The 23,649-nt window shown below is 56.2% G+C and carries 20 protein-coding genes; 11 read left to right on the top strand and 9 right to left on the bottom strand.

Annotated features, from left to right (window positions below; all coding sequences use genetic code 11):
- The first annotated feature begins 34 nt into the window (after positions 1 to 34).
- On the top strand, positions 35 to 1,132 hold the full coding sequence (locus ACSQ36_RS36870) for an IS5 family transposase (protein WP_436182245.1): 1,098 nt from the start codon (positions 35 to 37) through the stop codon (positions 1,130 to 1,132).
- Between the two features lie 160 nt (positions 1,133 to 1,292).
- On the opposite strand, the gene ACSQ36_RS36875 is transcribed toward ACSQ36_RS36870, so the two are convergent.
- Entirely contained in the window at positions 1,293 to 2,525 is a 1,233-nt protein-coding gene (locus tag ACSQ36_RS36875; protein WP_436185915.1) for a cation:proton antiporter, read from the bottom strand.
- Between the two features lie 918 nt (positions 2,526 to 3,443).
- Here ACSQ36_RS36875 and ACSQ36_RS36880 point away from each other — a divergent pair.
- Positions 3,444 to 4,046 (top strand): ATP-dependent endonuclease, encoded by a 603-nt coding sequence (locus ACSQ36_RS36880; RefSeq protein WP_436185916.1) that lies wholly within the window; start codon positions 3,444 to 3,446, stop codon positions 4,044 to 4,046.
- 269 nt (positions 4,047 to 4,315) lie between these two features.
- On the opposite strand, the gene ACSQ36_RS36885 is transcribed toward ACSQ36_RS36880, so the two are convergent.
- Positions 4,316 to 4,672 (bottom strand): helix-turn-helix domain-containing protein, encoded by a 357-nt coding sequence (locus ACSQ36_RS36885; protein ID WP_436185917.1) that lies wholly within the window; start codon positions 4,670 to 4,672, stop codon positions 4,316 to 4,318.
- 141 nt (positions 4,673 to 4,813) lie between these two features.
- Between ACSQ36_RS36885 and ACSQ36_RS36890 the strand changes: the two genes are divergently transcribed.
- Genes ACSQ36_RS36890 through ACSQ36_RS36905 form a run of 4 tightly spaced genes read left to right on the top strand, consistent with a single transcriptional unit; the run spans position 4,814 to position 9,219 of the window.
- A complete protein-coding gene (locus tag ACSQ36_RS36890; protein WP_436185918.1) occupies positions 4,814 to 5,935 on the top strand; it encodes a CBASS cGAMP-activated phospholipase in 1,122 nt (373 codons plus the stop codon).
- Positions 5,935 to 6,972 carry a cyclic GMP-AMP synthase DncV-like nucleotidyltransferase gene (locus ACSQ36_RS36895; protein WP_436185919.1) on the top strand — a complete coding sequence of 346 codons (1,038 nt, stop codon included), beginning with the start codon at positions 5,935 to 5,937 and terminating at the stop codon, positions 6,970 to 6,972. Before ACSQ36_RS36890 ends, ACSQ36_RS36895 begins: the two co-directional genes overlap by 1 nt.
- Positions 6,965 to 8,755 (top strand): ThiF family adenylyltransferase, encoded by a 1,791-nt coding sequence (locus ACSQ36_RS36900; protein WP_436185920.1) that lies wholly within the window; start codon positions 6,965 to 6,967, stop codon positions 8,753 to 8,755. Before ACSQ36_RS36895 ends, ACSQ36_RS36900 begins: the two co-directional genes overlap by 8 nt.
- Positions 8,752 to 9,219, top strand: a complete 468-nt coding sequence (locus ACSQ36_RS36905) for a Mov34/MPN/PAD-1 family protein (protein WP_436185921.1) — start codon at positions 8,752 to 8,754, stop codon at positions 9,217 to 9,219. Before ACSQ36_RS36900 ends, ACSQ36_RS36905 begins: the two co-directional genes overlap by 4 nt.
- Before the next feature lie 28 nt (positions 9,220 to 9,247).
- Here ACSQ36_RS36905 and ACSQ36_RS36910 read toward each other — a convergent pair whose 3' ends face one another.
- From ACSQ36_RS36910 to ACSQ36_RS36940, 7 genes are all read right to left on the bottom strand, one after another.
- Positions 9,248 to 9,988, bottom strand: coding sequence for an SIR2 family NAD-dependent protein deacylase (locus ACSQ36_RS36910; protein ID WP_436186460.1), 741 nt, complete (start codon positions 9,986 to 9,988; stop codon positions 9,248 to 9,250).
- A 118-nt stretch (positions 9,989 to 10,106) separates the two neighbouring features.
- Positions 10,107 to 10,532 (bottom strand): putative phosphothreonine lyase domain-containing protein, encoded by a 426-nt coding sequence (locus tag ACSQ36_RS36915; RefSeq protein WP_436185922.1) that lies wholly within the window; start codon positions 10,530 to 10,532, stop codon positions 10,107 to 10,109.
- Between the two features lie 266 nt (positions 10,533 to 10,798).
- Entirely contained in the window at positions 10,799 to 11,062 is a 264-nt protein-coding gene (locus ACSQ36_RS36920; RefSeq protein WP_436185923.1) for an excisionase family DNA-binding protein, read from the bottom strand.
- Between the two features lie 62 nt (positions 11,063 to 11,124).
- The gene (locus ACSQ36_RS36925) at positions 11,125 to 11,508 is read right to left on the bottom strand and encodes a hypothetical protein (protein WP_436185924.1); all 384 of its coding nucleotides are present in this window, start codon (positions 11,506 to 11,508) and stop codon (positions 11,125 to 11,127) included.
- Positions 11,509 to 11,558: 50 nt separating this feature from the next.
- The gene (locus ACSQ36_RS36930) at positions 11,559 to 12,188 is read right to left on the bottom strand and encodes a hypothetical protein (RefSeq protein WP_436185925.1); all 630 of its coding nucleotides are present in this window, start codon (positions 12,186 to 12,188) and stop codon (positions 11,559 to 11,561) included.
- On the bottom strand, positions 12,151 to 12,462 hold the full coding sequence (locus ACSQ36_RS36935; protein ID WP_436185926.1) for a BPSL0761 family protein: 312 nt from the start codon (positions 12,460 to 12,462) through the stop codon (positions 12,151 to 12,153). The genes ACSQ36_RS36930 and ACSQ36_RS36935 overlap by 38 nt, the downstream gene beginning before the upstream one ends.
- 706 nt (positions 12,463 to 13,168) lie before the next feature.
- Positions 13,169 to 13,678: a DUF6471 domain-containing protein gene (locus ACSQ36_RS36940; RefSeq protein WP_436185927.1), complete on the bottom strand. Its 510-nt coding sequence runs from the start codon at positions 13,676 to 13,678 to the stop codon at positions 13,169 to 13,171.
- 2,071 nt (positions 13,679 to 15,749) lie between these two features.
- Here ACSQ36_RS36940 and ACSQ36_RS36945 point away from each other — a divergent pair.
- The 5 genes from ACSQ36_RS36945 (at position 15,750) to ACSQ36_RS36965 (ending at position 23,632) form a co-directional block, all read left to right on the top strand.
- Positions 15,750 to 17,147, top strand: coding sequence for a hypothetical protein (locus tag ACSQ36_RS36945; protein WP_436185928.1), 1,398 nt, complete (start codon positions 15,750 to 15,752; stop codon positions 17,145 to 17,147).
- 11 nt (positions 17,148 to 17,158) lie between these two features.
- A complete protein-coding gene (locus tag ACSQ36_RS36950; RefSeq protein ID WP_436185929.1) occupies positions 17,159 to 18,598 on the top strand; it encodes a TnsD family Tn7-like transposition protein in 1,440 nt (479 codons plus the stop codon).
- A complete protein-coding gene (locus tag ACSQ36_RS36955; protein ID WP_436185930.1) occupies positions 18,595 to 20,121 on the top strand; it encodes a hypothetical protein in 1,527 nt (508 codons plus the stop codon). Before ACSQ36_RS36950 ends, ACSQ36_RS36955 begins: the two co-directional genes overlap by 4 nt.
- A gap of 370 nt (positions 20,122 to 20,491) precedes the next feature.
- Positions 20,492 to 21,178: a hypothetical protein gene (locus tag ACSQ36_RS36960; RefSeq protein WP_436185931.1), complete on the top strand. Its 687-nt coding sequence runs from the start codon at positions 20,492 to 20,494 to the stop codon at positions 21,176 to 21,178.
- A 66-nt stretch (positions 21,179 to 21,244) separates the two neighbouring features.
- Positions 21,245 to 23,632, top strand: a complete 2,388-nt coding sequence (locus ACSQ36_RS36965; RefSeq protein WP_436185932.1) for a hypothetical protein — start codon at positions 21,245 to 21,247, stop codon at positions 23,630 to 23,632.
- The last annotated feature ends 17 nt before the right edge of the window (positions 23,633 to 23,649 follow it).

The following is a 23,649-nucleotide window of genomic DNA, read 5'->3' on the forward strand; positions in this document are numbered from 1 at the left end:
CGTTGTTAGTAAAGCCCCCCAACTGAGAGAAGCGATGCGCGGCGCCGATACCTTTACCGAGAATCTATTCACCTTGCGTAAGCTGGAGGACTTTGTTCCAGCAGATCATCCGCTGCGCTCGATTCGCAAGATGGCCAACGCAGCGTTGGCCAAGATGGACCGCTTGTTTGCCGGGATGTACGAGGCTGATATCAAAGGTGGGCGGCCCAGCATTGCCCCGGAGAAGCTGCTGCGCGCGATGCTGTTGCAAGTGCTCTATAGCATTCGCTCGGAGCGCCAGTTGATGGAGCAGGTTCAATATAACCTGCTGTTTCGTTGGTTTATCGGGCTGTCGATGGACGATGCCGTGTGGGTGCCCACCGTCTTCACCAAGAACCGCGAGCGCCTGATCAAGCATGACGCGGTCATTGAGTTCTTCAACGAGGTTGTGGGCATTGCCGAGAAGAAGTGCTGGCTTTCCGGTGAGCACTTCAGCGTCGATGGCACGTTAATTCAAGCATGGGCCGGCCATAAAAGCTTTGTGCGTAAAGACGATGATCAGGATAGCGAAGACGGTGGGAACTTCAAGGGCGAGACGCGTAGCAACGAGACGCATGAATCGAAGAGCGACCCGGATTCGCGGCTGTATCGCAAGGGCAAAACGGCAAGCGAGCTACGCTACATGGGCCACACGTTGAGCGACAACCGCCATGGGCTGATCGCCAGTGCCGTGGTGACGCTGGCCGATGGCTATGCCGAGCGCGAAGCGGCCAAAGTACTGATCAACGATGCCCGCCAGGCGCTTGGCGATCCAACGCGCGAGATCACGCTGGGGGCAGACAAAGGCTATGACGCCGCAGAGTTCATCAAGGCTTGCCAGGAAATGAACATCACGCCTCACGTGGCACAAAACAAGTCAGGCCGCCAGTCGGCAGTGCCCGAGTCAATCGCCGGGAGTGCGGGCTATGCGGTGTCACAGCAAAAGCGCAAGCTCATCGAACAGGGTTTCGGCTGGGCCAAGAGCATCGGCGGTATGCGCCAGGTGATGGTGCGCGGCTTGAAGAAGGTCGATCAGATGTTCGTGCTGACGATGGCCGCGTACAACCTCGTGCGCATGCGCACCTTGGGACAACTCCGTGCGTTGCAGCCGTAGTGAACCAAAAATGCGCAAGAGAACGTCATAAACAAGTCCGAAAACCGAAATTAACCGGTCCATATTCCAAACTATGAGAAATCCCCCGCTGAAAATTCTGATCACGCTCATGGCTCAGTAAAGTCGGCCTGTATTTCCGCAGCCTGTTAAACGCTTTGCTTCATGCTGTGAGGCGCCGCACCAATGGACCGAGAGTGGTGGCTTGTACAAGCAAGCTGAAGACGACTACAAGATAGGTGACGCCGATAAGCATCTCTCGCCCAGGAAACTCAGGCAGTGATAGAGCCAATGCAATCGAGATTCCGCCGCGGAGGCCACCCCACGTCATGATTTTTACTGAATGTGGGTTGACTACGCGGAAGCTACGCAGCGCCACGAGCGGTATTGCGACGCTGATGGCGCGAGCCACCAGTACAATAGGGATTGCAGCAAGAGAGACCCAGAACACTCTTACCTCGAACGAAACAGCAATGACCTGCAGTCCGATAAGCGCAAAAAGCACGAGGTTTAGCAGTTCGTCGAGCAAGCCCCAAAAACCAAACAGATGTTCCCGAGTTCGCGCCGACATCGCGCGTTTGGCGTTTTGGTTGCCAACCACGAGTCCCATGACCACCATCGCTAGTGGCGCGGAAACATGCAAAAATTCGGACAAGCTGTATCCCGCAGTCGCGAGCGCGAGAGTTACCACAATTTGGACCGCGTAGCTATTGAGCACGCGCAGCATTTGAAAGCCACCGTAGCCAAGCAGCAATCCAACAATTGCGGCTCCTCCTACCTCGCGAGCTAGAACACCTGCAGCATGGGTAGCTGAGAATTCAGTAGCCCCTGTTGCAAGACCCACCAGCGTGACGAAGGCTACGACACCGGTCCCGTCATTGAATAAAGACTCTCCAGCTATCTTTATCTTGAGGCTTTCGGGTGCGCCAGCGTTCTTTAGAACGCTCATGACGGCAATTGGGTCCGTTGGCGAGATAAGAGCGCCGAAGACGAGGCTCCACAGCCAACCAACGGGATGCCCAAGAGTGAGGGTAAGCAGATGGAACCCTGTACCGACTGCAGCCGTGGATATTAAAACGCCAGCGGTAGCAAGCAGGAATACCGGCAGCTTCACTGTGCGCATTTTTGATAAGTCGACGTGAAGTGCGCTCGCGAACAATAGGAAGCTGAGCAGCCCGTGGAAGACGACGTCCGAAAAATCAATACCACCCACAAGCCGTCTCGCCTTTGATACGAAATCGGGATTCCCGTAGCTTGCGACCAGAAAGCAGAGACTGACCAACAAGCCGACGGCGGTGATGCCAAGGGTATCGGGGAGCCTCAGAAATCTCTGGTTTATCAATCCAAAAATCGCGATAAGGGTTAGCAGAACGCCAACCGCTTGAAACATCGTCATTCGCCAGGCTCCGTGCGCTTGGTACGCCACGTATCCGGCGCTTTTCTACAAGCTATCGAGAATAAAAAGCACTGCATAGTGCTGTGCCGAAGGACCAAGAACGCTGGGAAAGACTAAGCCTGTTCGTCGCCAAGCACCCACGAGGGCTCCAATTACTCACTGCTGTACGCCGAAGCTAGCGCTTATCCCGGCGCAACAATACTGAAATGGCGGTCCCGGAAAAAGCCCTCCGTGGCGAAAAGACAAGTCGTCGCTGTCGAACAATATGCCTAAAAGATTGATTGGCGGCAGCTCAAAATCGAGCACGAAGACTCTGATACCTGGAGCGCAGCCCGTGGGGCGGTACTTCTCCGAACGCATGCGCTCCGGATGATGGGCGCTTCGACCACCTGTGTCGTTACGTCAGCGAGCCGTCTTGCTTTGACGTCCAACCGGCGCCGGAAAGTAGGTTTTTTGTATCAGCGACAGTACCGGTTGTTGCCGCGTAGGGTAAAACGTCTTCAAATGGGACTACCGATTAAATTCAATATTTTATACTCACAGCCAGAGCAATCGAAGCTTGAGACGGTGGGTATGCCATTAGACACTAGCCCTTTCGTCGACACTGGCGCTTCAGGGATTTGAGGGGCCCACCTCGTTTATGTGGGGCGGCATGGAGGCGCTAACGGAATGCCCCTATCTTGAAGCCGAGGCACTGTCCGACCTTCCTACGGTTCCGTTTCGCCTAGTCATCATCAACGTGTTGGTGACGCGGCGGTGGCTAACCTATCTCAATGACTGGAAACCGGATACGTCTGAAGCCTGATGGATGGGTTGCAGCAGAGCTATGGATAACGGCATCTCAGGGACGGTGCGCTCAAGCGGAGGCGGTGCCGTGGCGACGCTCGACGCTAGGCGACGCTGCGCTTGAGTTCTTGCTTGCCATGGCGACCGGCAAGCTTCGACTTTGCCCGCATCATGAACGCGCTGTGCTACAGGAAGCCGGGAGAGCTGATACCTGAACGTAACTCGTGCAGGGTATTTTTTGCTCGCAGAATTGTGTTCGTGGAGGGTGCTGCTGAGTTATTCCTGTTCGAGGCTCTTGCCTCTCGACTAAAGTACGAACTCAGCAAGCACGCGGTCAGCGTTATCAGCGCCGACTGTCTGAGCTTCGACGCGTTTCTCCCGCTGTTTGGCGAGAAGGGTCTCCAGGTTCCCGTGGTCGTTCTGACTGACGGCGACTCAGCCGGCGGTTACCCGAAACCAGGCGAAAGTCTTGAAATATCGGATGCAGCGAAAGGCATCACTGCTCTCGCAGACAAGTTCGTGCGGCCATTCTTCGCGGAAAAGACATTTGAGTACGACCTTGCGATGGATGCATTGAGCCGGAACACTATGCTTACTGCGCTCGCAGGCTTGCACCCGGTTATCTCCAAGGAGCTGGCCAAGGAGGTCAAGAGCGCATCTGAAGAAGAGCGCGCAATGGTTCTGTTCAAGGGAAGCCTCAGGGCCCACCGACACTATCGCAGCTGCAGCAATTAGCTTCGGCTGCCGCTCGAATACTTCGTAGACGAAAGTCTCTATATCTCGCCACCGCGCTGCGGCAAGTAGACTGCCCGCCTGTGCCGAGATGGTGTCGTCAGCCATCGTACGGAAATTTGAGTAGAGCGCACCCCGGTGAGTCGTATCGAATGTTTCATCTGTATCAAAGAACTTGCCTGTGCTGATTTGAAGCATCGTTATGTCCGCCTGCGGGCCGTACGCCCGCGAAATCTCAACAAGTTCAAACTCCTGATTTCCCGCCACGTCAACTAGCGACTTCCGTCATTCCTGTCATCCTCGTCATCGCCTTTGATGGCGCGACGCACGCGCGGCGGTGTGAGGCGCGATAGGGGCGTTTGTCGCTCCGGCAGAGTGGGCTGGGGCAGCGCAACCTGCAATCCCCTTAAGCGATTGCACGCGCGCAGGGCTGCTACCAACGTCTCGATTGTCCCCGACCCATCCCGCTCAAATCTCTGATACGTCCTGAGTGGGATGCCGATTACAGCCGAAAATTCCAGCTGAGACTTGCTTTGCCGGATGCGTTCGGCGCGTATGCGCTCTCCAATTTCCTGTGTTATTTCTACGTCACTTAGGCTATCGAAATCCGTAATTTCATAGGTTGTCATTGACAAAATCTGTGGATAAGTTGTGCATAAAATTATAACACGCCAAATATGGCGTACTGAAAGTTGTTAATTGACAAAAATCCTTACTTCAGATTAAAATTATTACGGTCAAAACTACCGACGACGATGTCGTCTTGAAGAATGTCCGAAAGTAAACCTTACCGTGTGCTTTCGCTCGACGGCGGCGGGGTACGGGGGCTATACACCGCTGTTCTGCTCGCAGAGCTTTCGCGTCGTTTTGCCGCCCAAGACGGCTTGACCCCGGGGGCCGAATTTGATTTGGGCAAGCAATTTGACATGATTGTTGGCACGAGTACGGGGGCGATTCTCGCGGTTGCATTGGCGGCCGGGGTCCCCCTTAGCGAGGTCGCGCGGCTGTTTCGCGATAAGGCACCGGGTATCTTCCAGCATCCGGTGCCGGAAGGTGGTCTCGCGTTGGTAAGCTGGATTTCCCGGCATTTGCGCAAGCCGGCGAACGCACCTGAAGCACTCCGGGCGGCGCTCGCGGAGGTGCTGAAAGACGAGACGGTCAAGCAGATGTATGAGCGCCGAGGCATCGCGCTTTGCATTCCGACGGTCAACGTCGAGACGAATAAGTCGTGGGTGTTCAAGACGCCGCACGACCGCAAGGAAAACCGCCTGCACCGCGACGACAACTACAAGCTGGTCGACGTCTGCATGGCGTCGGCTGCTGCGCCGATTGTCTTTCCGCTGAAATGTGTCGAAAAGCCGGAGGACAAGGCTCAGGTGAACTGGTTCACCGACGGTGGCCTATGGGCCAACAATCCCTCGCTCGTCGCATTGACCGAGGCGCTCACGATGGTGGACCCCGAGCGACCGATTGAACTGATGGCCGTCAGCACATGTCCGCCGTTCAAAGGTAGGGCGCTTCGCGACCACGATAGCCGTCGCGGACTGCTTGGCTGGAAGGTGGGCCTGGGTATCGTAGAGGTGGCGCTCGACGCGCAATCCTTCGCCTATCACTACGTCACGCAGGCAGTCGCGGACACTGCAAACCGGCCCGTTCGTTACGTTCGGCTGGAGGACCCCAAAGTCCCGACCGACCAGGCGAAATTTCTCAGCCTCGACAACCCCAGCCCGCAGACGCTGGAGTTGCTGACAAGGCTCGCCCATGAAGCTGCAGACTTGAATATCTCTGCGGCTACGGCGCAAAAGAATCCAACTCAGCCGCTCATCCGCGAGTTTTTCCGCGGAATCCAACCAATTGTCACGTCGAAAACAACCCAATCGGGGGAAATATAATGGCAAACGTCAACAAGCAGCTTCTTGGCTTTTTTAAGTCTCAGGTTGCGCTCACCGAGAAGACAAAGTCGGACATGCGTAATCGCCGGCACAGCTGCGAGGAGCGCTTGGAGCGCGGTCTGGAGCGTAACAAAAAGCCGAAGGTGGACAGGTTCGTCAAGCAGGGGTCGTATGCAATGCATACGATGGTGCAGTCGAACTCCATTACTTCAGATATTGACAACGGCGTCGTCTTTCACGAGGACAAGCTTGTTGGCGACCGCGGTGGCAAGTTCAGCGCCTACGACGCCAAGTGCATGGTGCGCGACGCATTGAACTATGACAACGCGTTCGAGCGTGCGCCGGAAGTGTTGAAGAACTGCGTTCGCGTCTTCTACAAAGACGGCTTCATCATCGACATGCCGGTCTACCGGGAAATCGGGGAGGGTGATGATGCGAAGTACGAACTCGCGGCAGCCGAATGGAAGCATTCCGACCCGGAGGCAGTCACCGAATGGTTTCGGAACAACGTCGCACAGAAGAGCCCGGACACCGTCGATGGGCGCCAGATGCGCCGCATGGTACGTCTGCTGAAGTCGTGGTCGAAGAGCCGCGCATCCTGGTCTTTGCCGAGCGGCTTCGTCTTGTCGATTCTGACGAACGAAGTCTATCCGTATGGCGGCTATCCGGACCGTGAAGGCCACGCGCTCTATCAAACGGTGCAGCAGATGCATAATCGCCTGCGTTGGAACCTGACAGTAAGCCGCCCGGTTTCGCAGTACGAAAATGTGACGAAGACGGCAGCCGACGCCAATATGGTCAGTCTTCGCGACAAGCTGAACGAAGCTGTCGGCCGTCTCGCACCGCTTGGGGACGCGAGCGCGACGGACCTAGAGGCGCTGAAGGCACTTAAGTGGTTCTTCTGTACCGACTACTTCGACGAAGAGATTGAATCCCTTGAAGATGCGGTGAAGACGAGTGCGAAGTTTGTTTCGACGGAATCCCGTCGACCCACCGGGCCGGTCGTGAAGTCGGGCGGCGAAGGACGCTATGCCTGATAACGGGATGGCAATGGTGGTTGCGGAGGACGCCACGTCGCCGACGTTCGAGAGTTTAATCGGACGTTGGCGCGACACCTCGCAACTGAGCAACGCGGCACTTGCGCGGCAGTACCCCAAGCGGCGGTTCACTCTCGGCTGGCGGATTCCGGCTGCCGACTTGGGATTGCCGGAACCACTCATCGTCGCACTTGAACGGGAAGGCGCCTTCCAGGTGCCGCGCATCGCGGTCGAGCGACGCCCTGAGCCTTGCGAGATGCCTCATCTCGAAAGCGATGGTGTGTTTTGCTTGCTGCCGTCGTCAACGCCGATTCGGCTGCCTGTTACTGGTGAGTTGGCGGTTTATCTTGTGGAAGAAGCCGTCAAAGTCTATTCGGATGCACTGACTGGCGCGAACCGTAATGACTATCTCGATGAGTTCGGTACCTACTGGACCTTGGACTGCGCTGCTGAGCGCGGCGTGTACGTCTGGTTTCGCGATTTCTTGCAGACGCGGACGGTCTACGCTGTGAATATGGCGAACGGCGTGATGGTCGCCGACTCAATTGAGGACGTTGAAGGCTGGATGAAGAAGCTAGGTCGTCCGGTCAAGCGTCGGGACATCGGCCGAGCGGTCTTTGTGCGCTTGAATGGGCCTCTATATCCGGAAGATTATCCGTCGAACTCTTCTGAGCTTCTTCGCCTCCTGTTCCATCGTTGTCCCGAGGCTGTCGAGAACGTATTGACGTCCATTCGTCTTGGCGAAGACCTCGTGGTCGTATGGTGTTTCGAGCATGACGCCCAGCCGGTAATGGGTGCAACAATTACGCAGGTCCAGCATCAATTTCCGCATCCTGCCAATCGCGGCCAGGCGTTCCTGTCTGGACGTAACCGAGTGAGGGTGCCGGCGAACGTGCTGACGAACAGGCTGTCACAAGCCAAGTTCCCGAGCAAGCGTGCATCGGTCGTTCGTGTTGACAGCGAATTCCTTGTCAGGCGTACAGCAGGCGAAGTAGCCGACGCTGTGAAAAGGCTCAATGTCGTTCTAGTGGGCTGTGGCGCGTTGGGCGCGATGATTGCCCTGCTCCTGGCGCAGGCTGGCGTGCGCAACATGACACTCATTGACGGAGACGTTCTGACTTACCAGAACGTCGGCAGGCATATTTTGGGCGCCCAATATATTGGCCGAAACAAGGCGGAGGCATTGCGCGACGAAATCACCGCTAGATATGTCGATTATGCCGTTCTCGCGCTTGCGTCAAAATGGCAGCTCGCTCGCGATGTCAACCAGCGGCTCTTCGAGAAAGCCGACCTCGTTATCAGCGCAACCGGTGACTGGCTTTCCGAGGCTGAGTTGAACGCCGGGCTTGAGGCCGGTGACGTGCCACCGACCATCTTCGCTTGGCTGGAACGATACGGGGTTGCCGGTCACGCTACGTTCGTGTCCGCAGACGCTTCGTTGCAGTGGGCACTAAATGAGTATGGTGAAGCGATGTGCCGGGTAGCCAAGGTGCCAGGTGAGACGCCACGGGAGGCGGCATGTGGTGCCTTCTATCAACCCTTTTCTGCGGCAGCGTCGGCTGAGGTTGCGTCGATGACTGTCAGTTTGGCTCTTGCCGCTGCGGCGAGTGAGGTCACTACGGGGCAAACGTGGACGTGGATTGGGCCGTATGAAAACCTGTTGAAGACAGGGGCAGAGATTTTGCCCGCCTGGCGCCCGCTGGTCTTCGACGGTCCTGGTTTTCAGAAGGTGTATCGTAATCAACTCAACCCACCATCGAATGAGGCTGCGCTGCAGCGATGAGTAAGCGTTATTTGACAGCTTTTGGACAGGTCGAGCTGAGTGACGACGTGTTAGATACGCTTTCCCGCTATCGACAAATTAAGGCTTCCTCAAGCGAAGCGGGTGGGCAACTGTTCGCAAGTTTTGATGGCGACAGAATGGTGATTCTGCGTGCGACCGAGCCGACGGCGAAGTCGCGTCGTGGAAGAACATTTTTCTGGCCTTCCAGATACGACGAACAGAAGGAGATAAAAGCGCTTTTCGCCGAAGGATTGCACTACGTTGGCGACTGGCATTCACATCCGGAATTTTCGCCTGAACCGTCATCGACCGATATTGACAAGATTCAGGGGATATTCGGTAGCTCGAAGCATGACCTGAACTGCATGGTGATGCTCATTGTGGGGACGAGTGAGGCCACGGACGGCATTTGGTTCGGCAGCGTATCGGACGAGGGTGTACATCACGCCACTCAGGTTGAGTAGACGTCCCGTCGCCCATGTCGACGCTCCGTCACCCGCGCGCCAGGTCGAGTAGTTTGAGTGTCGTGGCGGCCCCGCCCTCGAATCCGACACCATGCAACGGGTTCGTATTTGGCTCCCGAGGATTTATACGAATGAGTCGTTGGCGCGCGTTTCGCTCGCTGAAGCGCCGCACTGTGGGCAGTGTTTTGCCTGCGCCGAGTTCCACGACAACCAGCCGTTGAACGGTTGCAATCCAGGCCTCCAGGCGCTCCCGTTGCTTTTCGTATGGCACATCAATCCACGCCCAATCTCCGAACATCAGAATATTTGGACGTGCGAGCGCGCCGCAGCGTGGACAACGCGGCATCGGGCTCACCAACTCAGATGTCTTCTCATTCACGAGCGGGTGAAATTCCTCGGCTAGCCACGTATCGCTCGAGCAGACATTTAGGCATTGAAGTGCGTGGATAGACCCATGGCATTCGTGCACCCGATTTTCGGGAAACCGGGCATTTTGGAACTGTCCATCCACGTTGCTTGTGAACACGAAGGCGCCACGGGACATCCGGTCAGCCCACCGGCGCAAAATCGCGAAACCCTCGTGCGGGACGGTCTCGCGGTAAAGCTTCAGGCGGTGTCCGTAGAAGCCCCAAGCAAGCTCCGGATGCTCCGCAAACCTGGCTGGATTTGCCATGTCCTCGAACGAGAGGCCTTGCTGCCGGAGCGCGGGATAGGCGCGCCAGAAGCCTTCTCGGCCACGGAAGTCAGGAAGACCCGAATCGACGCCCATGCCAGCACCCGCAGTGATGAGCAGCCCGTCTGCTTCTCGCAGCCAACCGGCAGCTCTCTCCAGCTTTTCATCTCGCGGATGGGCCACTTGTGCTCCTCAATTGAGTTACGACCGCTCGCTACGCGCGCAAGTGCCACTCACCTGGACCGTATTTCCTGTTCCGAGTATCAATGTCACGCTTGTAGCCGAGTTCCTCCACGAAGCCCAGTGACAGCAACACTTCGCGGGCGCGCATGAGGTCCTGAGTATCGGCCCAGTCACGCGTGTAGACGCAGATGACGTGCCCATCGCGGCCCATGCTGCGCAGAGCGGTAGACACCTTTGCACACATTAACCGGTCGTTCTCGATAGCGTCTCTGATTTTGCTCCATTGCTCGTCCACTTCGGCGGGGCTGACAAAGATGCACCATTTCCCGGCCGCGGCTACAGAGGCGAAGTCGTTGTAGCTCGGGGATTTCTTGTAGTGCCAACTGCAACTCAAGTCCTCGGAAGGCTTGTCCGACTTCCGGAACAGTCGGTCTTCCACATCAATTCCTTCCTTCATCCGAGCCTCCTCGCGCATGGCGATTCTTTCGTTTCAATCCGCTGTGCTGAGCCTCGCTCGACATTGTTCCAACTCTTTGCTGAACGCGTCTATTTGCGCTTGAATGCCGGCCGCTCGTTTCAGTACCTGTCCCACATCGTTCCAGTAGGCATATCTTAGGCCCCCGTCATCTAGGCCCAACCGGTCGAACGTGCGAAGGGCAATCGCGAGGTCGAATGCCCTAGAGCACGTTGGCGTCGGGAACGATTGCAATGGTCACGGTCTCCTCACTCCTCTTCCGCAGCCGATGCATGGTAAGCCGCTATCGCGGCCTGCTGGGCGGCTTGGTAGGCGAGCACTGAGTCCATTCGCACAAAACGGTTATTTCCGGTTATGTGGTGAAGCTTGAGCTTGCCCTGGTCGAGGAGCTTGACAACGTACCGACGGGAGACGAACAGGAGCTTTGCCGCATCGGCCGTGGACATGTACTCATCAACGTCAGGCCGCAAGGCGGGACGATTCAGCTCGCGGATTTTCATGCGTTCAGACATACGAGACTTGACTCGAGCGCACACATTCATGACTTGGGCTTATGCACGAGCGAGCTTCAGCCTCAATGCTTCTTGCGTTGCATTGCGCGACACTGCTCGAGTTCCCTGCTGAGTGAGTCTATTTCCTCCTGCATGCCAGCCGCTCGTTTCAGTAGCTGTCTAACTGCATGCCAGTATTCATAACTTAAATCGCCACCTTCCAAGCCTAACTGGTGAAATGTGCGAAGCGCAATCTCAAGGTCAATATCGTTACCGGCGGTCATCTCTTCTTCCCCTGATTTTGTGGCGCGCGGCTCGCGCTCGGAAGTAGGCAAGCGCCTAAACAAAATCCCTTCGTTCACGTATCTCTTTTTGATGCGCAGCATGACCAAGCTGAGTACGAACGCGAGTGCCGGCACGACCAGCAACGCCGGATTCACGAGAGCGAATTGCCAGATTGCTTCCATGGCCGATACAGGTTTAAAGCTCCCGCAGCCAGCGGCAGACGACGGGGTTCTCATCGCTCGGCGAATTCCGCAGCGGCGCGCGACACTTGCTTCCTGTCGCCATAGAAAAGTGCTTGCAACGGTGTCAGGTCACTCAGCGCACTATTGGGTGTTGTGAAAAAATGCCACTTGTTCCAGCCTTCCAAGTCACCGAGCGTTCGCACAACCTTCGCCAAGTCCTTCCGGCGAATTTGTTCGACCAGGAAGAATGCCGGGAAATACGGTTCATCGTCGATGTCGACACTGAAGATGCGCTGAGCAGCGACTTCTTTATCCACCTTTTGGGGGGTGAACCCTATGGCCGCACAGAAATGAGACTTGTGCAGTAATTTTGCGCTGGCAATCAGGCGTGCAGGCGTCGACTCCCCTTGATTTGAACGGAGGTCCTCCCGCCGTCGCGCGCTTTCTTCACGAATCGAACGTTGTTCTATGTTCAACACTGTGGCTAGCCCCGCAACTTTCACCAGCGCACGTTTGAACCGGCGCCCGAGTTCGGCATCCGGAATCTCAAGAAGTGCGCGAGCTCCCACAGGGTCGAAGAGAGTCACCGCGACCCCGGCGCTCCGCAAAAGCTCTAATACGTGCGCATCAGGGGACGAAGGTTCACTTGTTGGATTGTTTCGACGGGGCGGCATGGTCATGCTCGCTCGAAACTCTGTTTGTCAGTCCGCGTCGCGAACAACTGAACGACGCGAGTGCACGCTGCAAGTTCGTCAGGGTACTCGACGGTCGGATGCGCCCAGACTCCTTGTAGCGCGGACGCTGATATGTCCAAGTCGACATCCGATGGGTAGTGCCTGAGAAGACCGATTGCACCAGACCGCGAATCGTGACCTCTTCTGCATTGGAGAGCATCTCCAAGAAGTCCCTGGTATCGACTACAGCCTTGGTACGCTCGGCTGGCGTTGTCATCATTCCTTCTCCGTAAGTAGTTCGGCAGTTACATCCGTATAGGAGGCTATGTCGTTGGCCTTGCACCACCGCGCCCAGATATATTGACCGTCCCCGAGCACCCTTGAGGGCCAACCAGTTGATAGACGCGGCCAGATGAAGTTACGCCTCGCAAAGCAGCCGGGTCAAAATGCCGAATAGCGGAGCTTACGCGACCTGTGTAGTCCCGAACGTCGCTGCCTACGAAGTGCCTAGAGCCTCTCTCCGTCTCGAGGATTTGCCAGTCAGAAATCGACATATCGGGTTCAGTGCTTACTTCGGGAACGCTCCAAACAGGCATGACTGCCTCCGTTTTCGACCGGTGAGAAGTCAACGCAAGATTGACGGCCGCGGTCATGCGAGCCGGCCTCGACAGCGCGGATGTTAGTGCTGACGGTTCGGTATCTCGTCAGCTATTGCGCGAATTTGGGAGTCGGGTAGCGAGTCAAAGGCCGACACATTCTGTCGAACTCATGCGCTAAGACTGCCACGAGACGTCTACGGAAAGAAGGACATCGGTGACCCTCAATGTCGGTGGCCGTGGACCGCACGCGCTATCCAAAGCCGCAAGGCAACGTTGACCAGTTAGAATTCTGCTTGATGAGGTCTTGTTGAGGTGCGAAATTTTTCGCACATATTCAGTCTAGTACAACAACGAAAATCCGCAACCTGCGAAAGCAAATCCAAGTGCTTAAGACCGGACTGTACTTCTCGCTGCCTCAGCGAGGTCGTCTTGGTCTATGAACCTTTCGAGAGAGTTGGAGTTCAGCAGGTACAGCAACTGAAGAAACAGACTGAGCGGAAGTGAGCCATTCTGAATTTGCGCGTCCAGGGTCTTCGCCGGCATCACCGTGCCTAACCTTGACAGGCTTGTAACGAAGTCTCTTGCAAGCTCAGGCGGCTGGTGGGACATCTCGACTCGGGCGACGGCACTGGCTCTGCTGTCCCAATCGTTTATGCCGCGAAGCGCATCTGTCCATCGTTCTGGAGGACGCACTCGCGTGACCGACAAGATGTGAAGGAAGAGGCTCAACTTGAGCGTTCCACGTGAGATACGTGAAACGATGGCCCGGTCTCCCCCGGTCTCACCGTCGTTGGTCAATGCCGTGACCAACGAAGCGTACGTGTAGTCTTTTCGAGTGAGTGCCACACGGGTAACCCGTGATGCAAGGCGGGCCCAAGGGGTGTCTGCTTCACTCATAAAAAGTTCGCGAATCGTAAAAAATTTCTTGCATTTCGAAACGTATGGACTACGCTTAAGTGCGAAATATTTCGCACCTTAACGGGGGGCAATAGTAGAACAATCGCCGAACCGAGCGGCAACCCCACATGTTGGAGATAGCTCCGAGTACCGTTACGGAGTATATCGTCGGCGCGCGCGTGCTTACACGCATACTTTCGAAAAGGGGGTCCCCATGGCCCCACGGTCCATTCTCTACGTCACGGTCGAGGGCGTTCTCGTTCCGAGTGCTGCTAGCCTGCGTCGAATCTCGGACAGGGAGTCTTGTTCGCTCAAGGCGGGCGAGCACGTCGGACGACTCGAAGAGCTACTTGCACACAACGAACAGTTGGGGATTGTGCTCAACTCGAGTCTAATAGTTCAGTTCGGCTTCCGCGCCATCTGGCAGCTCTTCCCGAGTGCGCTTCGTGGCCGCATCGTCGGTGCTACCGTTCCAGGCAATAGGCTGGTCCGCCGATGCAGGTTCGGGCGACAAACGGGGCGGTGTACCTTGCTCTCTGCGGACGTCGAACGAAGGCAGCCAGAGCAACTGGCAGTGTTAGAGCAGGACGCCCGATGTGTTCCGGTGCCGCTTCGAGACCGAACGGTCATCGTTCCAAACGGACTATGGGCTGCGACGCTTGACGACTGGAACCGATTGCGGCAGTTGCTCGCGCAGCAGGCTTTCCCAGAATAATCGTTGACAGACCATGAGAGCTTATTTAGCGCTATACATTAATGTCGCTTTTTAAACTATATATCCACGACTAATACTTGATTTGTTCTGTCTGAATATAATTTTAAATACGTCACAGCGCAAAAGTAGTCAATAAATATTCTGTCTGATAAATCGTTTCATGTGAAAAGGCAATAATGACAATGTCAGTGCCAGTTCACAAAAATTTATAGTTAAAAAAGACGCTTTTTTGTGGAAATGCTGTTGACGAGTGCCGATTCATGGCTACTATGTTGGTAGGCGCCTGGTTGGTAAAAATCTAAACAGAGTGTCAGGTTGTAGAAGTTGAAAGTAAAGAACGAAGTTGAAGTAATACAAGTTGGAGTAGTAGAAGTTGAAGTAGTAATAGTAGTAGCTGTTGTAGCAGGTGAGATTGTGAGTCGGTTGAAAAGACTCGCCGTCTTATGGAGTATGCGGCAGCCGTTAATGGCTCGGCCGCTGGAGTCTCTCTCTGGGGAGTTCTGTCGCCATACGGTGATGAGACTCCCGATTGCGAGGCGTCAACTCAACCGGACAGCGCTCACTGCAAGGTGGCGCGTGAGGAACTGCTCATGTTGTTTGCCGTCGACCAACCGTTTTCTTGGCCCTTGCGGCCCGGCCACTCCCCGCCAACGTTCGCCTGGCGGCCCAGATGCACTGACGAGTGCGCAAGCGCCTTCGACACTCGCTCCCCAATCTTCCGTCCGGCTAATGATTCGTCATTAGTCTGGCGGAGGGACAGTCGCGGCTGATTGTTTTTTCGGGTTGCTTTTGCACCGACGGTCGTCGGGAAGAGCGCTCGCGCTTAAAGCCGTGAATCCGCCGGCCTTTGTCTATCGAGGCGACCCGCTAAGGAGGTATATGGAATAACCGCTTAATTGAACCGGTCAGAATGCGTTGAACTGACCATAAAAAGATAAATGGGACGGTAACCAGCCGCCCCATTTATCCAGTTGCGCGTTATCAAAAAGATACTACGCCCCTCACACGCGCGTAGTTTCTCAAATGATAGCGCCGATGTCAACGCTCGCTCTCCGAAAACTGGTTTGAAAACCAATCCGGAGGATTTCGGCTGCCTATCGTATGAGGTAATGCAATGTATTTGCAATGTGGATTATCTAACTGCAACGCTCCAGTACCGTCGGATTTTCTGTCTCGAGGTATTGAGCCTTATAAATCAGATAATTTGGTTGGAGGCGCTCAACCGACATTTTTCCCGAGTCGCTTCCAAAACGGACGCTTCGCGCCGGGAAAACATCTCTTACAGCGACCTTTGATTCGCGGCCGTCGCACGTCTTGTGCGCCGTCTGTTCCCGCCCCATTACACGGAGGCGAATAATGGGAACGGCGACCGCAACCGCCATTGAGCGGACAACCGACGGCAGGCTGAGCTCGGCACCAATCGAGGTCACCCGCGAACCTGTGGCATTAGGCAAGCGCACAGTCACGCCAGCACAAGCCCGAAAGGAGTTGGAGTTGCTCCCGCTGGGAAATCAGTTGTCGACCACACCGGATGACCACATCTTGATAACAACTGGGGTCATGGGGCAACTAGGAGCGGACCTGAGCGTTTCTTGCCGGGAAAGCGCGGGAGAGCGGGACCTTTCCAATCCCGCCTATCGAGCAAAGGTCCTGACGATGAACCGCCTGCTCAATTATCGGAAAAATCGCCACGGACATCCTGTCGACGACCATGAAATCGTAGTGACGGGGACCCAACCGCGTGTTCACTTCGTGGTCGGGACTGCCGGCGTTGGGCTGCGCGCTCTCGTTCATTCCCTGCAGAAGTTTCTCGGTCACGACTTGAGACCAGTCGACGTGAGGGTCGACTCCGGTCAGGTGATGCGCTACTTCCGGCTCGAATCGCTGGTCATTATTCCCGCGCTGACAAGCGGTCCGAAAGCCATCGCTCGATATGTCGCGCGGTATATCGGCGCAAAGCTTCACCCGGGGTTGGCCAGTCGCGGCCGGGGCACGCTGTTCAGCACCGAGGAAGAAGCTACCACCTCGACCCAGGCAATTCTGCTCGCGGCGAACGTCGGCGCGATTATTGTCGGGCCGCTTCACACTCGCGAAGCGGAACCGCATCACGCCAGCCGAGGATGGCGAATGCTCGCAAGCATAGCCGTCGCAACCGGCATACCAATCGTCATTTTAGGCACCGCAGGCATGGCCGTTGGCCTAGTTGAGCAGTCGGCGGCGCTGAGCACCCTCACATCGCGAGGTGTTTACGTCATTGAACCGTTCGGCCGTTTCTCTGGGGCATGGCGCAACGTCGCACAGTTCATTTGGCTCAAGTACATCGCATCGGGCACAAAGGCGCCCGACTGGTTCATTGTCGAACTCTGGAGACTGACTTTCGGCCGCATCGAGCTGGCGGTCAAGCTTGGCGCCTTCATATCCGGAGCGTGGGCGGTTGACGGGAGGCAGGAGCTTACTGCGGCAATGCTGAGAGGCTACGCCAGTAACGCACTGGTCCTCGAGCAACCATTCCTGGGTGCCGTTCTGCGGGCTGAAAAAGGAGGGCAGTTCGAGCGCGGCCCCGTGTTGCGGTATGCCGACTGGTTACCGTTGCGGACGGTCCTCGATTCGTTTCCCTCGCTCGATTTGGAAGACAGCTACTCAGGCAAGAAGACGTATCCGAAGCTTCCGGAGCCACCGCTCGTCCCATATGGCGTGTCTACTTCGACGGTCTTCCAGGCTTCGCTGCCCGACTCATCTGAGAAACCACGCTAGGGAGCCGAACAATGACCTTCTTCACTTTTCCGGAGGCTGTGGCGGGGCAAAGCGCGGCTTCTATTCTGCGAACGGTCGCCGAATGCACGAACTGCACTCGGGCGCGGCGCCTTCACGCGACCAGTTTGCGCCGGTGCGCGCCGCTCATCAATTCTCTGCCTTGTCGAGCGAAGCTATTCTGCGAGATAACCGAAGACGTCTATGGCGACGCTGAGCACATACTGAGCGAGTACAGTCTTCGGGCTTGGCAAGCGCTCGGCATGTCGGAAGCGAGCTTAAAATGCCTGACTTTCTCGCTCACCGACGGCCGTTATCGCACTCCTTGCTCCAGGCTGTTACCGCTCCTCCAATGTCAGAACCGCACGGAGCTGGTCTGCCCGGAATGTGCTCTCAACGATTGGCACGAGCACAGACACCCGGTCCAATACTGCGCGCATTGCATTGACTACGTGACTCGCTGCTATCGAGATGGTGCGCTGCTCGAAAGCGAGGGCGAAGGCAGTACCTACGAAGGTCTCTTCTGCAAGGAAGGCACGGCCTGCGCAGGCCGCAACTCGCTTCTCTATGCTCGGACGGCTATCGAGCTTTCTGAGAAATGCCATTGTATAGAGACATGGCCTGCCATCGTTGCCATGCTGACCGAAAAGGGCTACGTCCGGGAATCGGGTCGCTGGGACGTCGCAACGTTGAAGCGTGAATCTGAGCGATTCTTCGCTGAGGGGTTCGAGGACCGACGGCTCTCAGAAATTGCTCGTCTGGGCGAGTTTTGGGCAATCGCAATTCGAGCTTTCGCGCGCAGCAGGCCCATTCATCCAGCAACGATTGCGCTCGCATATATCTTCGCGACTGAAGCCGGTGAAGCCCCGGTGCGAAAGAAGACGCGGCCACACGAGCCGACATCCGGGCCTGACGATGATGTGCGCTCCGCAAAACGATTGTCGTGGCTGAACCTCCTCGACGACTCGCGCGATTGCACGCGCAAAGGACTTCGGAAGAAGGCAGCTGCGTTATGGAGCTGGCTATATCGCAACGACCGTGACTGGTTTGTCGAACATCAGCCGCAGCGCTCCCGCCGGGTTGGTGGCAGGCGAGTTCAGCCTTTGCCTCCTTGCGTCGAAGACGCCATCTACAGCGCCCGCGCCGACCCTCGGAGCTCTGCATATGGTCGCGCACCGTTGCCATCCGCTTATCAGATGCGCGTCGCACACGGGATGACCGAATTCGCCTTTAATCGCGCCGTCGCTCAGTTCGGTGGTGTCGGCGCGACGGCGGTCACGCCGGCCAGCAAAGAGGTATTTGTCGCGCGTCGAATTCAAAGTGCAGTGAACGATTTCGCAATCAGTTGCTTTGCCGCGCCCACCGTTATTGCTCGCGCGGCTGGACTAAGACCGGTGACGGTAGAACGTCAACTTTCCCGCTGTGGTCTCGTGAACCTTGAGGAGGTCCTATGATGCACGCTCCGCTGCTCCAAACGTCCTTGCCACCAGATGAGATGTTATCGCTGTACTTCGGACGCCTAGGAGGGTTGACTCCGCATGAAATCCGGACTTGTGGATGGTTCGCCCCGAGCGGCTTGGATGTGCACCTTGCTCCGTTTCGCGACTTAATTGGGACGTTCGAGCAAGTGTCGGCAACGAACACTCACCTGCCGCTGCAAACGAGGGTAATGACCCCACGAGACATCGAAGTCTATATGGCTCACTGCAAAACAAAATACAAGGGTGGCATCCTGGCGTTGCTGGGGATGAATGGGCAAGGCAGCGGATGGGCTACCCCGATATTGGCATCGTGCCCAGAATGCGCGAAGGTCGACATCGCACCCTGCGGCACTCCTTTCTGGAACCGTCGTAACCTAGTTGCTGGGACGCTGTATTGCTCCTCGCATTGCCGCCCACGGGAGACCGCTTGCGTCAATTGTCGCGAATACTTCAAAGATTTTCCCGAGCGCAGTTCCTGTCCGGACAAACACTGCGGTTGTGGGTTGCGGCCCCTCTATGGAACGACGGGACTATCTAGTAGCGAGGAAGCGGCCGAAATCGAGCTGCATCGAATTTCGAATCTTTTGTTGGATGCCACGTATCGACCGGACATCCAGCGTGATGCAATTTCGTGGGCAGTATCCCGGAAAGCGACTGAACTGGGACTGGTAGTCAACAACCGCACACATGTGGGTCGCGTAGCAGACTTGTTGTCCGAGCATCCCATGCATTCGGTGTTGCAAAGAACAAGAGTCCTTGCGGACAAATCATCTGTCGATGACCTCCTGTTAGGAAAGCGGGTCTACGCGAACCCCGTCCAAAGCATTGGACTGCTCTCACTGATGCATGGAACTTGGGCGAATTTCGAAGACTGGTTGACAAAAAAACCTCCCGCCTTGGACCCGATTGTTCAGCCCTCAGCGTCTCCGCGGAAGCTGTCCCTTTTAACAATGAGGACGAAGGCGTCGGTTGAGAAACACGAGGCCCGTATTTTCGCGAAACTCTGCGCGAAATACAGCGAGATGCGGAGAAGGCATCCGGATATGACTCACTCCGAAATCGTCAGACCGATGCCTCACTCGTACGCAAGTTTTACGAGTAAATCGAGGCTGCGCGAGGCTGGCGTGGATGTCGCACCGTATCTTCGTAAAGGAAACATTAAGGATTACGAAAGAATTGACCGTTCATTGAGAGCGCATGTTCGTCTTCGTGCCAAAAGGCTAAAAAAGGATGGATTTCCCAAGGCGATTACGAAAGCGGTTCTGACTCGAGGGCACGAGCACGCCGGTCTGGTCGGAATTCTGAAGGGTCGTCTACCACGTACGCAGGACGCGTTGAAGGCCTCGGTTGAGGACCGAACCGCATGGCGAAGCCGGCTTCGAGGCTTATCTGTGTCGGCGCAGCGTGCGCCAAAAAAGCAACAAAAGCGGGAGACCAATCAAGAGGCCTTTTCTTTTGTTCAACCCGTGGCCGACGTGGAGTCGGTCCAGCGATAGGAGCAACATCATGAGACAGCATCAAGAAAATTCATACCCCACTCAATCTTTCTACGGTTGCAAAGCGGTACCCCCCAAAGTGCGGACGCGCGCGGTTCGAGACGCTGTCGCCCCGAGTTGGAGTCTCAAAGGTAGCAAGCAGCATGCGGGAATCGAGCACGCGCCAGAGATGCTAGGTCGGTCATTCGTTCCGATTGAAATCAGACGTGAGTGGGCCGATGTCAGCTTGCGCTCAAGGCCGGATAAGGTCAGAAGCAAGCCCGCGCACTTTCATCTTCGCGATTTGCCTCTACCGTTTGAGACTCCGCCCAACGTCATGCTGCCGCCGGTTGACGACTATGGATGGCCGACAGGCGAGGATTACGAGCCTATGCTGGAAGCTCGTACGCCAATGTCTATCGGCACCCGGGCGACGATGCGGGGAGTCAAATATCGCAGGCGATTTGAGATGTTGTCGATGGGTGAACTCGCCGTTCAAGTCGCACACATGTTCAACCCGTACGTGATTGACCTGCGCGAGCAGTATCCGGTCTACGACCCCGCGGACTTCTGGCGTGCGAATGCATCTGGAGAGCGCATGGTGAGAAGACAGGTGATGACCATTGACCTAGTCCTCACTTACATACTCCCCGGCAGCAACACGCCTCGCTATCACGCCATCTCAGTAAAGCACGCCGGCTATGACCCTTCGCCAAAGGACCGAGAGCGCGAAGACAGAGAACGAACGGCGATGGCCGTGCGTGGTTGGACCTGGGAACTCATTCGCGCCAACGAGATTCCGCGCATCGAGGTTGAGAACTATATGTTGCTGCACTCCTTCATGCGGTACACAGACGCTCTCTCATCTTACGAGTCGGCACGCATCTTCGCTCGGTGTCTGAATCAGAGCAGCGCGAAAGGAAAGATGTCTTCGGTCGTCAAGCGTATCTCGAAGCGATTGTGCATTGAACCAGATGAAGGGTTCAGGCTCTTCGCAGTCGCGGTCGCATATGGGTTCCTCACGCTGGACCACAGCAGGCGTCTCAAGCTTCATGAGCCCATCGCACTGATTCGTTGAGCAGTCACCAGGCATGTTGTTCTCCGCAACAGCATGCCTGGCGTCAACATTCCTAGGAGAATGTAAATGCCAGATTCAGATTTTTCGCCGGCGGTACGCAACGTGACCGACACAATGCTGGGCCGGCGGATACTCGACCTTCATCATCTTGGCGCCTGGCCAGGCAACCTCTTTAGATTTGCGCTGTTCCGCCGTGCGCGTGACCGCGAAAGTGTGGCTTACCGTGCAGTCACGTGGGACCCGCAGAGCCGCCGCATGCACGTTCTCAAAATTGCCGCCGACTCCACACCCATTGGAGTGGGCGCGTGGGAAAAATGGGAGTTATCCGGACCTAAAGCCGCACTAGAAGATGCTTACCAGGTTCAGGACACAATCACGCCTGTCGAGGTATCGGACCCCAGTAAAGAGCTGCCAAAGTCGAGCTTGGTAGGTGCCGAGCGTCGGAAATCAATCGTCGAATCCTTCTGCTGTGTCGACATTGCCTACGAAGGTCACAACCTCCGCCTTTTCAATCCCTTCGTTCAAACGGACCCTGGCGAACGGGCTGCTGCGCTGACATACGTCTGCAAAAGTCTGAAGCAACCTATGGGGTATCAGACATATGTGCTCGAACTGTTCTACCGCTACGTGTATTTCGGTGGAGTAAAACGCGCGATGGTCAGGCTGACGCGGCGCCAAGGGGGGCCGGGAGCCTCGCGCGTTGGCATCAATGTCAGGCGGCCGGGACCCCTGACGTTTCAAGAAGAGCAAGACGAGATGCGGTCCGAAATAACCGGGGAAGAATGTTCTCAACGGCACGGGCCTATCCGGCCGTCGGACATCGTCAAGTTTGTCTTTGCGGTCGTCACCTTTCATATTCAAGATAAGCAGTCGCTACCCGTGACATATGCCCGCATGGTCGAGGAGCAATACGGGCGATACCCCAAGCGACTACTTCCCGGCGAAGGTCGGTTCCTGTACTACTGCAGGGAGCATATTCTCGAGAAAAACGATGCGGAGAAAAGAAGGCTTGGGCCGCGTCTCACAGAGCAATACGCAAAGTCGAGGACAGGTCAGTCGAGCTGGATGACATTCGGCTTCAACCTCGAAGTGGTCGACGTCGACGGCTTCGTTGCCAAGATTCCAGTAAGCGCCATGATTGCTGGCAAGCTGCAGAATGTGTTTGTAACCATCATGTTCGCGGTGTCTCGGCGTACCGGAGCGGTCGTAGGCTATGAGATTGAAATGCGACACGAGAGAGCTGAATCATTTCGTCGATGTATCGCATCTGTATACATGCCAAAGGCTGAACGTGCGCAGCAACTGGGCTTGGAAAACACCCGCGGACTGCTGCACGGAAACATCGACGCTGTCTTTTTCGACAACGCTGGTATGACGAAGGAAGTCATCGCGACCGCTTGCGAAGAAATGGGCCTCACGCAGTTTGTCGCTCCTCCCGCCCGGGGCGACTTGAAGTCGGTAGGGGAGAGCCTCAACAACGTGATGGTGCATCTGTTTCTCGAGTTGAAGGGTGCATTCTCACGACAGAGAGACATCTTCTCGCGCGAATTGCGGCGCATCAAAGCAGGCGATGAGGCCATTACGGTCGAACAATTAGAGACATTCCTTCTGATGGCGATGCAGCATGTGAACCTGTACGCGAATAAACGTCATCTGCGCAGCGAAGATATGAGAGAAAAGGGCGTTCGAATCCACCCCTATTCGCTTTGGGCCTTCTACCAGCGTCCAGAAAACCGAGCCGGTGACCAGCGGCGTGAGTGGGGCCCGTTTGACATTTGGCTGCGATTCATACCTTGGCGAAAAGCGAGTGTACGCGCTGGCAAGGTTCGATACCTTGGGAGACGTTGGCGCTCAGATGAGCTTGAGGCGCTCTATGACAAGCATATGGACAAGAAGGCGAAGACACGAGGGACGCTTTCAATCGAGTACAAACGGGTCGGTCCTTACGCCGACCGCCTTCAATGGCGCGGCGATGATGGAAAAATTGGCGAGCTTGAATTGGTTGAGGAAGACAAGTTCATGATAGGCGTCATGGCGTGGAAGGCGTTGGAGCTACGGAACTTCGACGACAGAACGCAGGTGGTAAAAGCAGCGCCGAAACAAAGCCGCAGCCGTGCTCTGCTGCAACACAAACCGAATAAGAAGATTGAGAAGGTCGAAAAATCCCGGCAAGCATCGGCGGCCACGGTGTTCCACGGCCCTACTGTCCCGCTGGCTCGCGAGGCCGCACAGGCTCGCCGGGATGCGCAGAGGCTCGCGGAACTCCAGCGAGCGCAAGGTTCCTTGGACGACCAGCCAAACGACATCACTGTCGTAGGAACGGTCGTTGAGGAAAGCCTCAGCATCGTGATTCAGCCGTTTCCTGGCTCGTTAGCCGAACAGGCGTATGACGACGACCTCGAGGCTCGGCTGCTGGAGATTGCTCAATCGCAAAGTCGCATCGCACTACCCTGACGTGATTGCGTCATGTG

The organism is Caballeronia sp. LjRoot34 (assembly GCF_964253815.1).
Classification (GTDB): Bacteria; Pseudomonadota; Gammaproteobacteria; order Burkholderiales; family Burkholderiaceae; genus Caballeronia.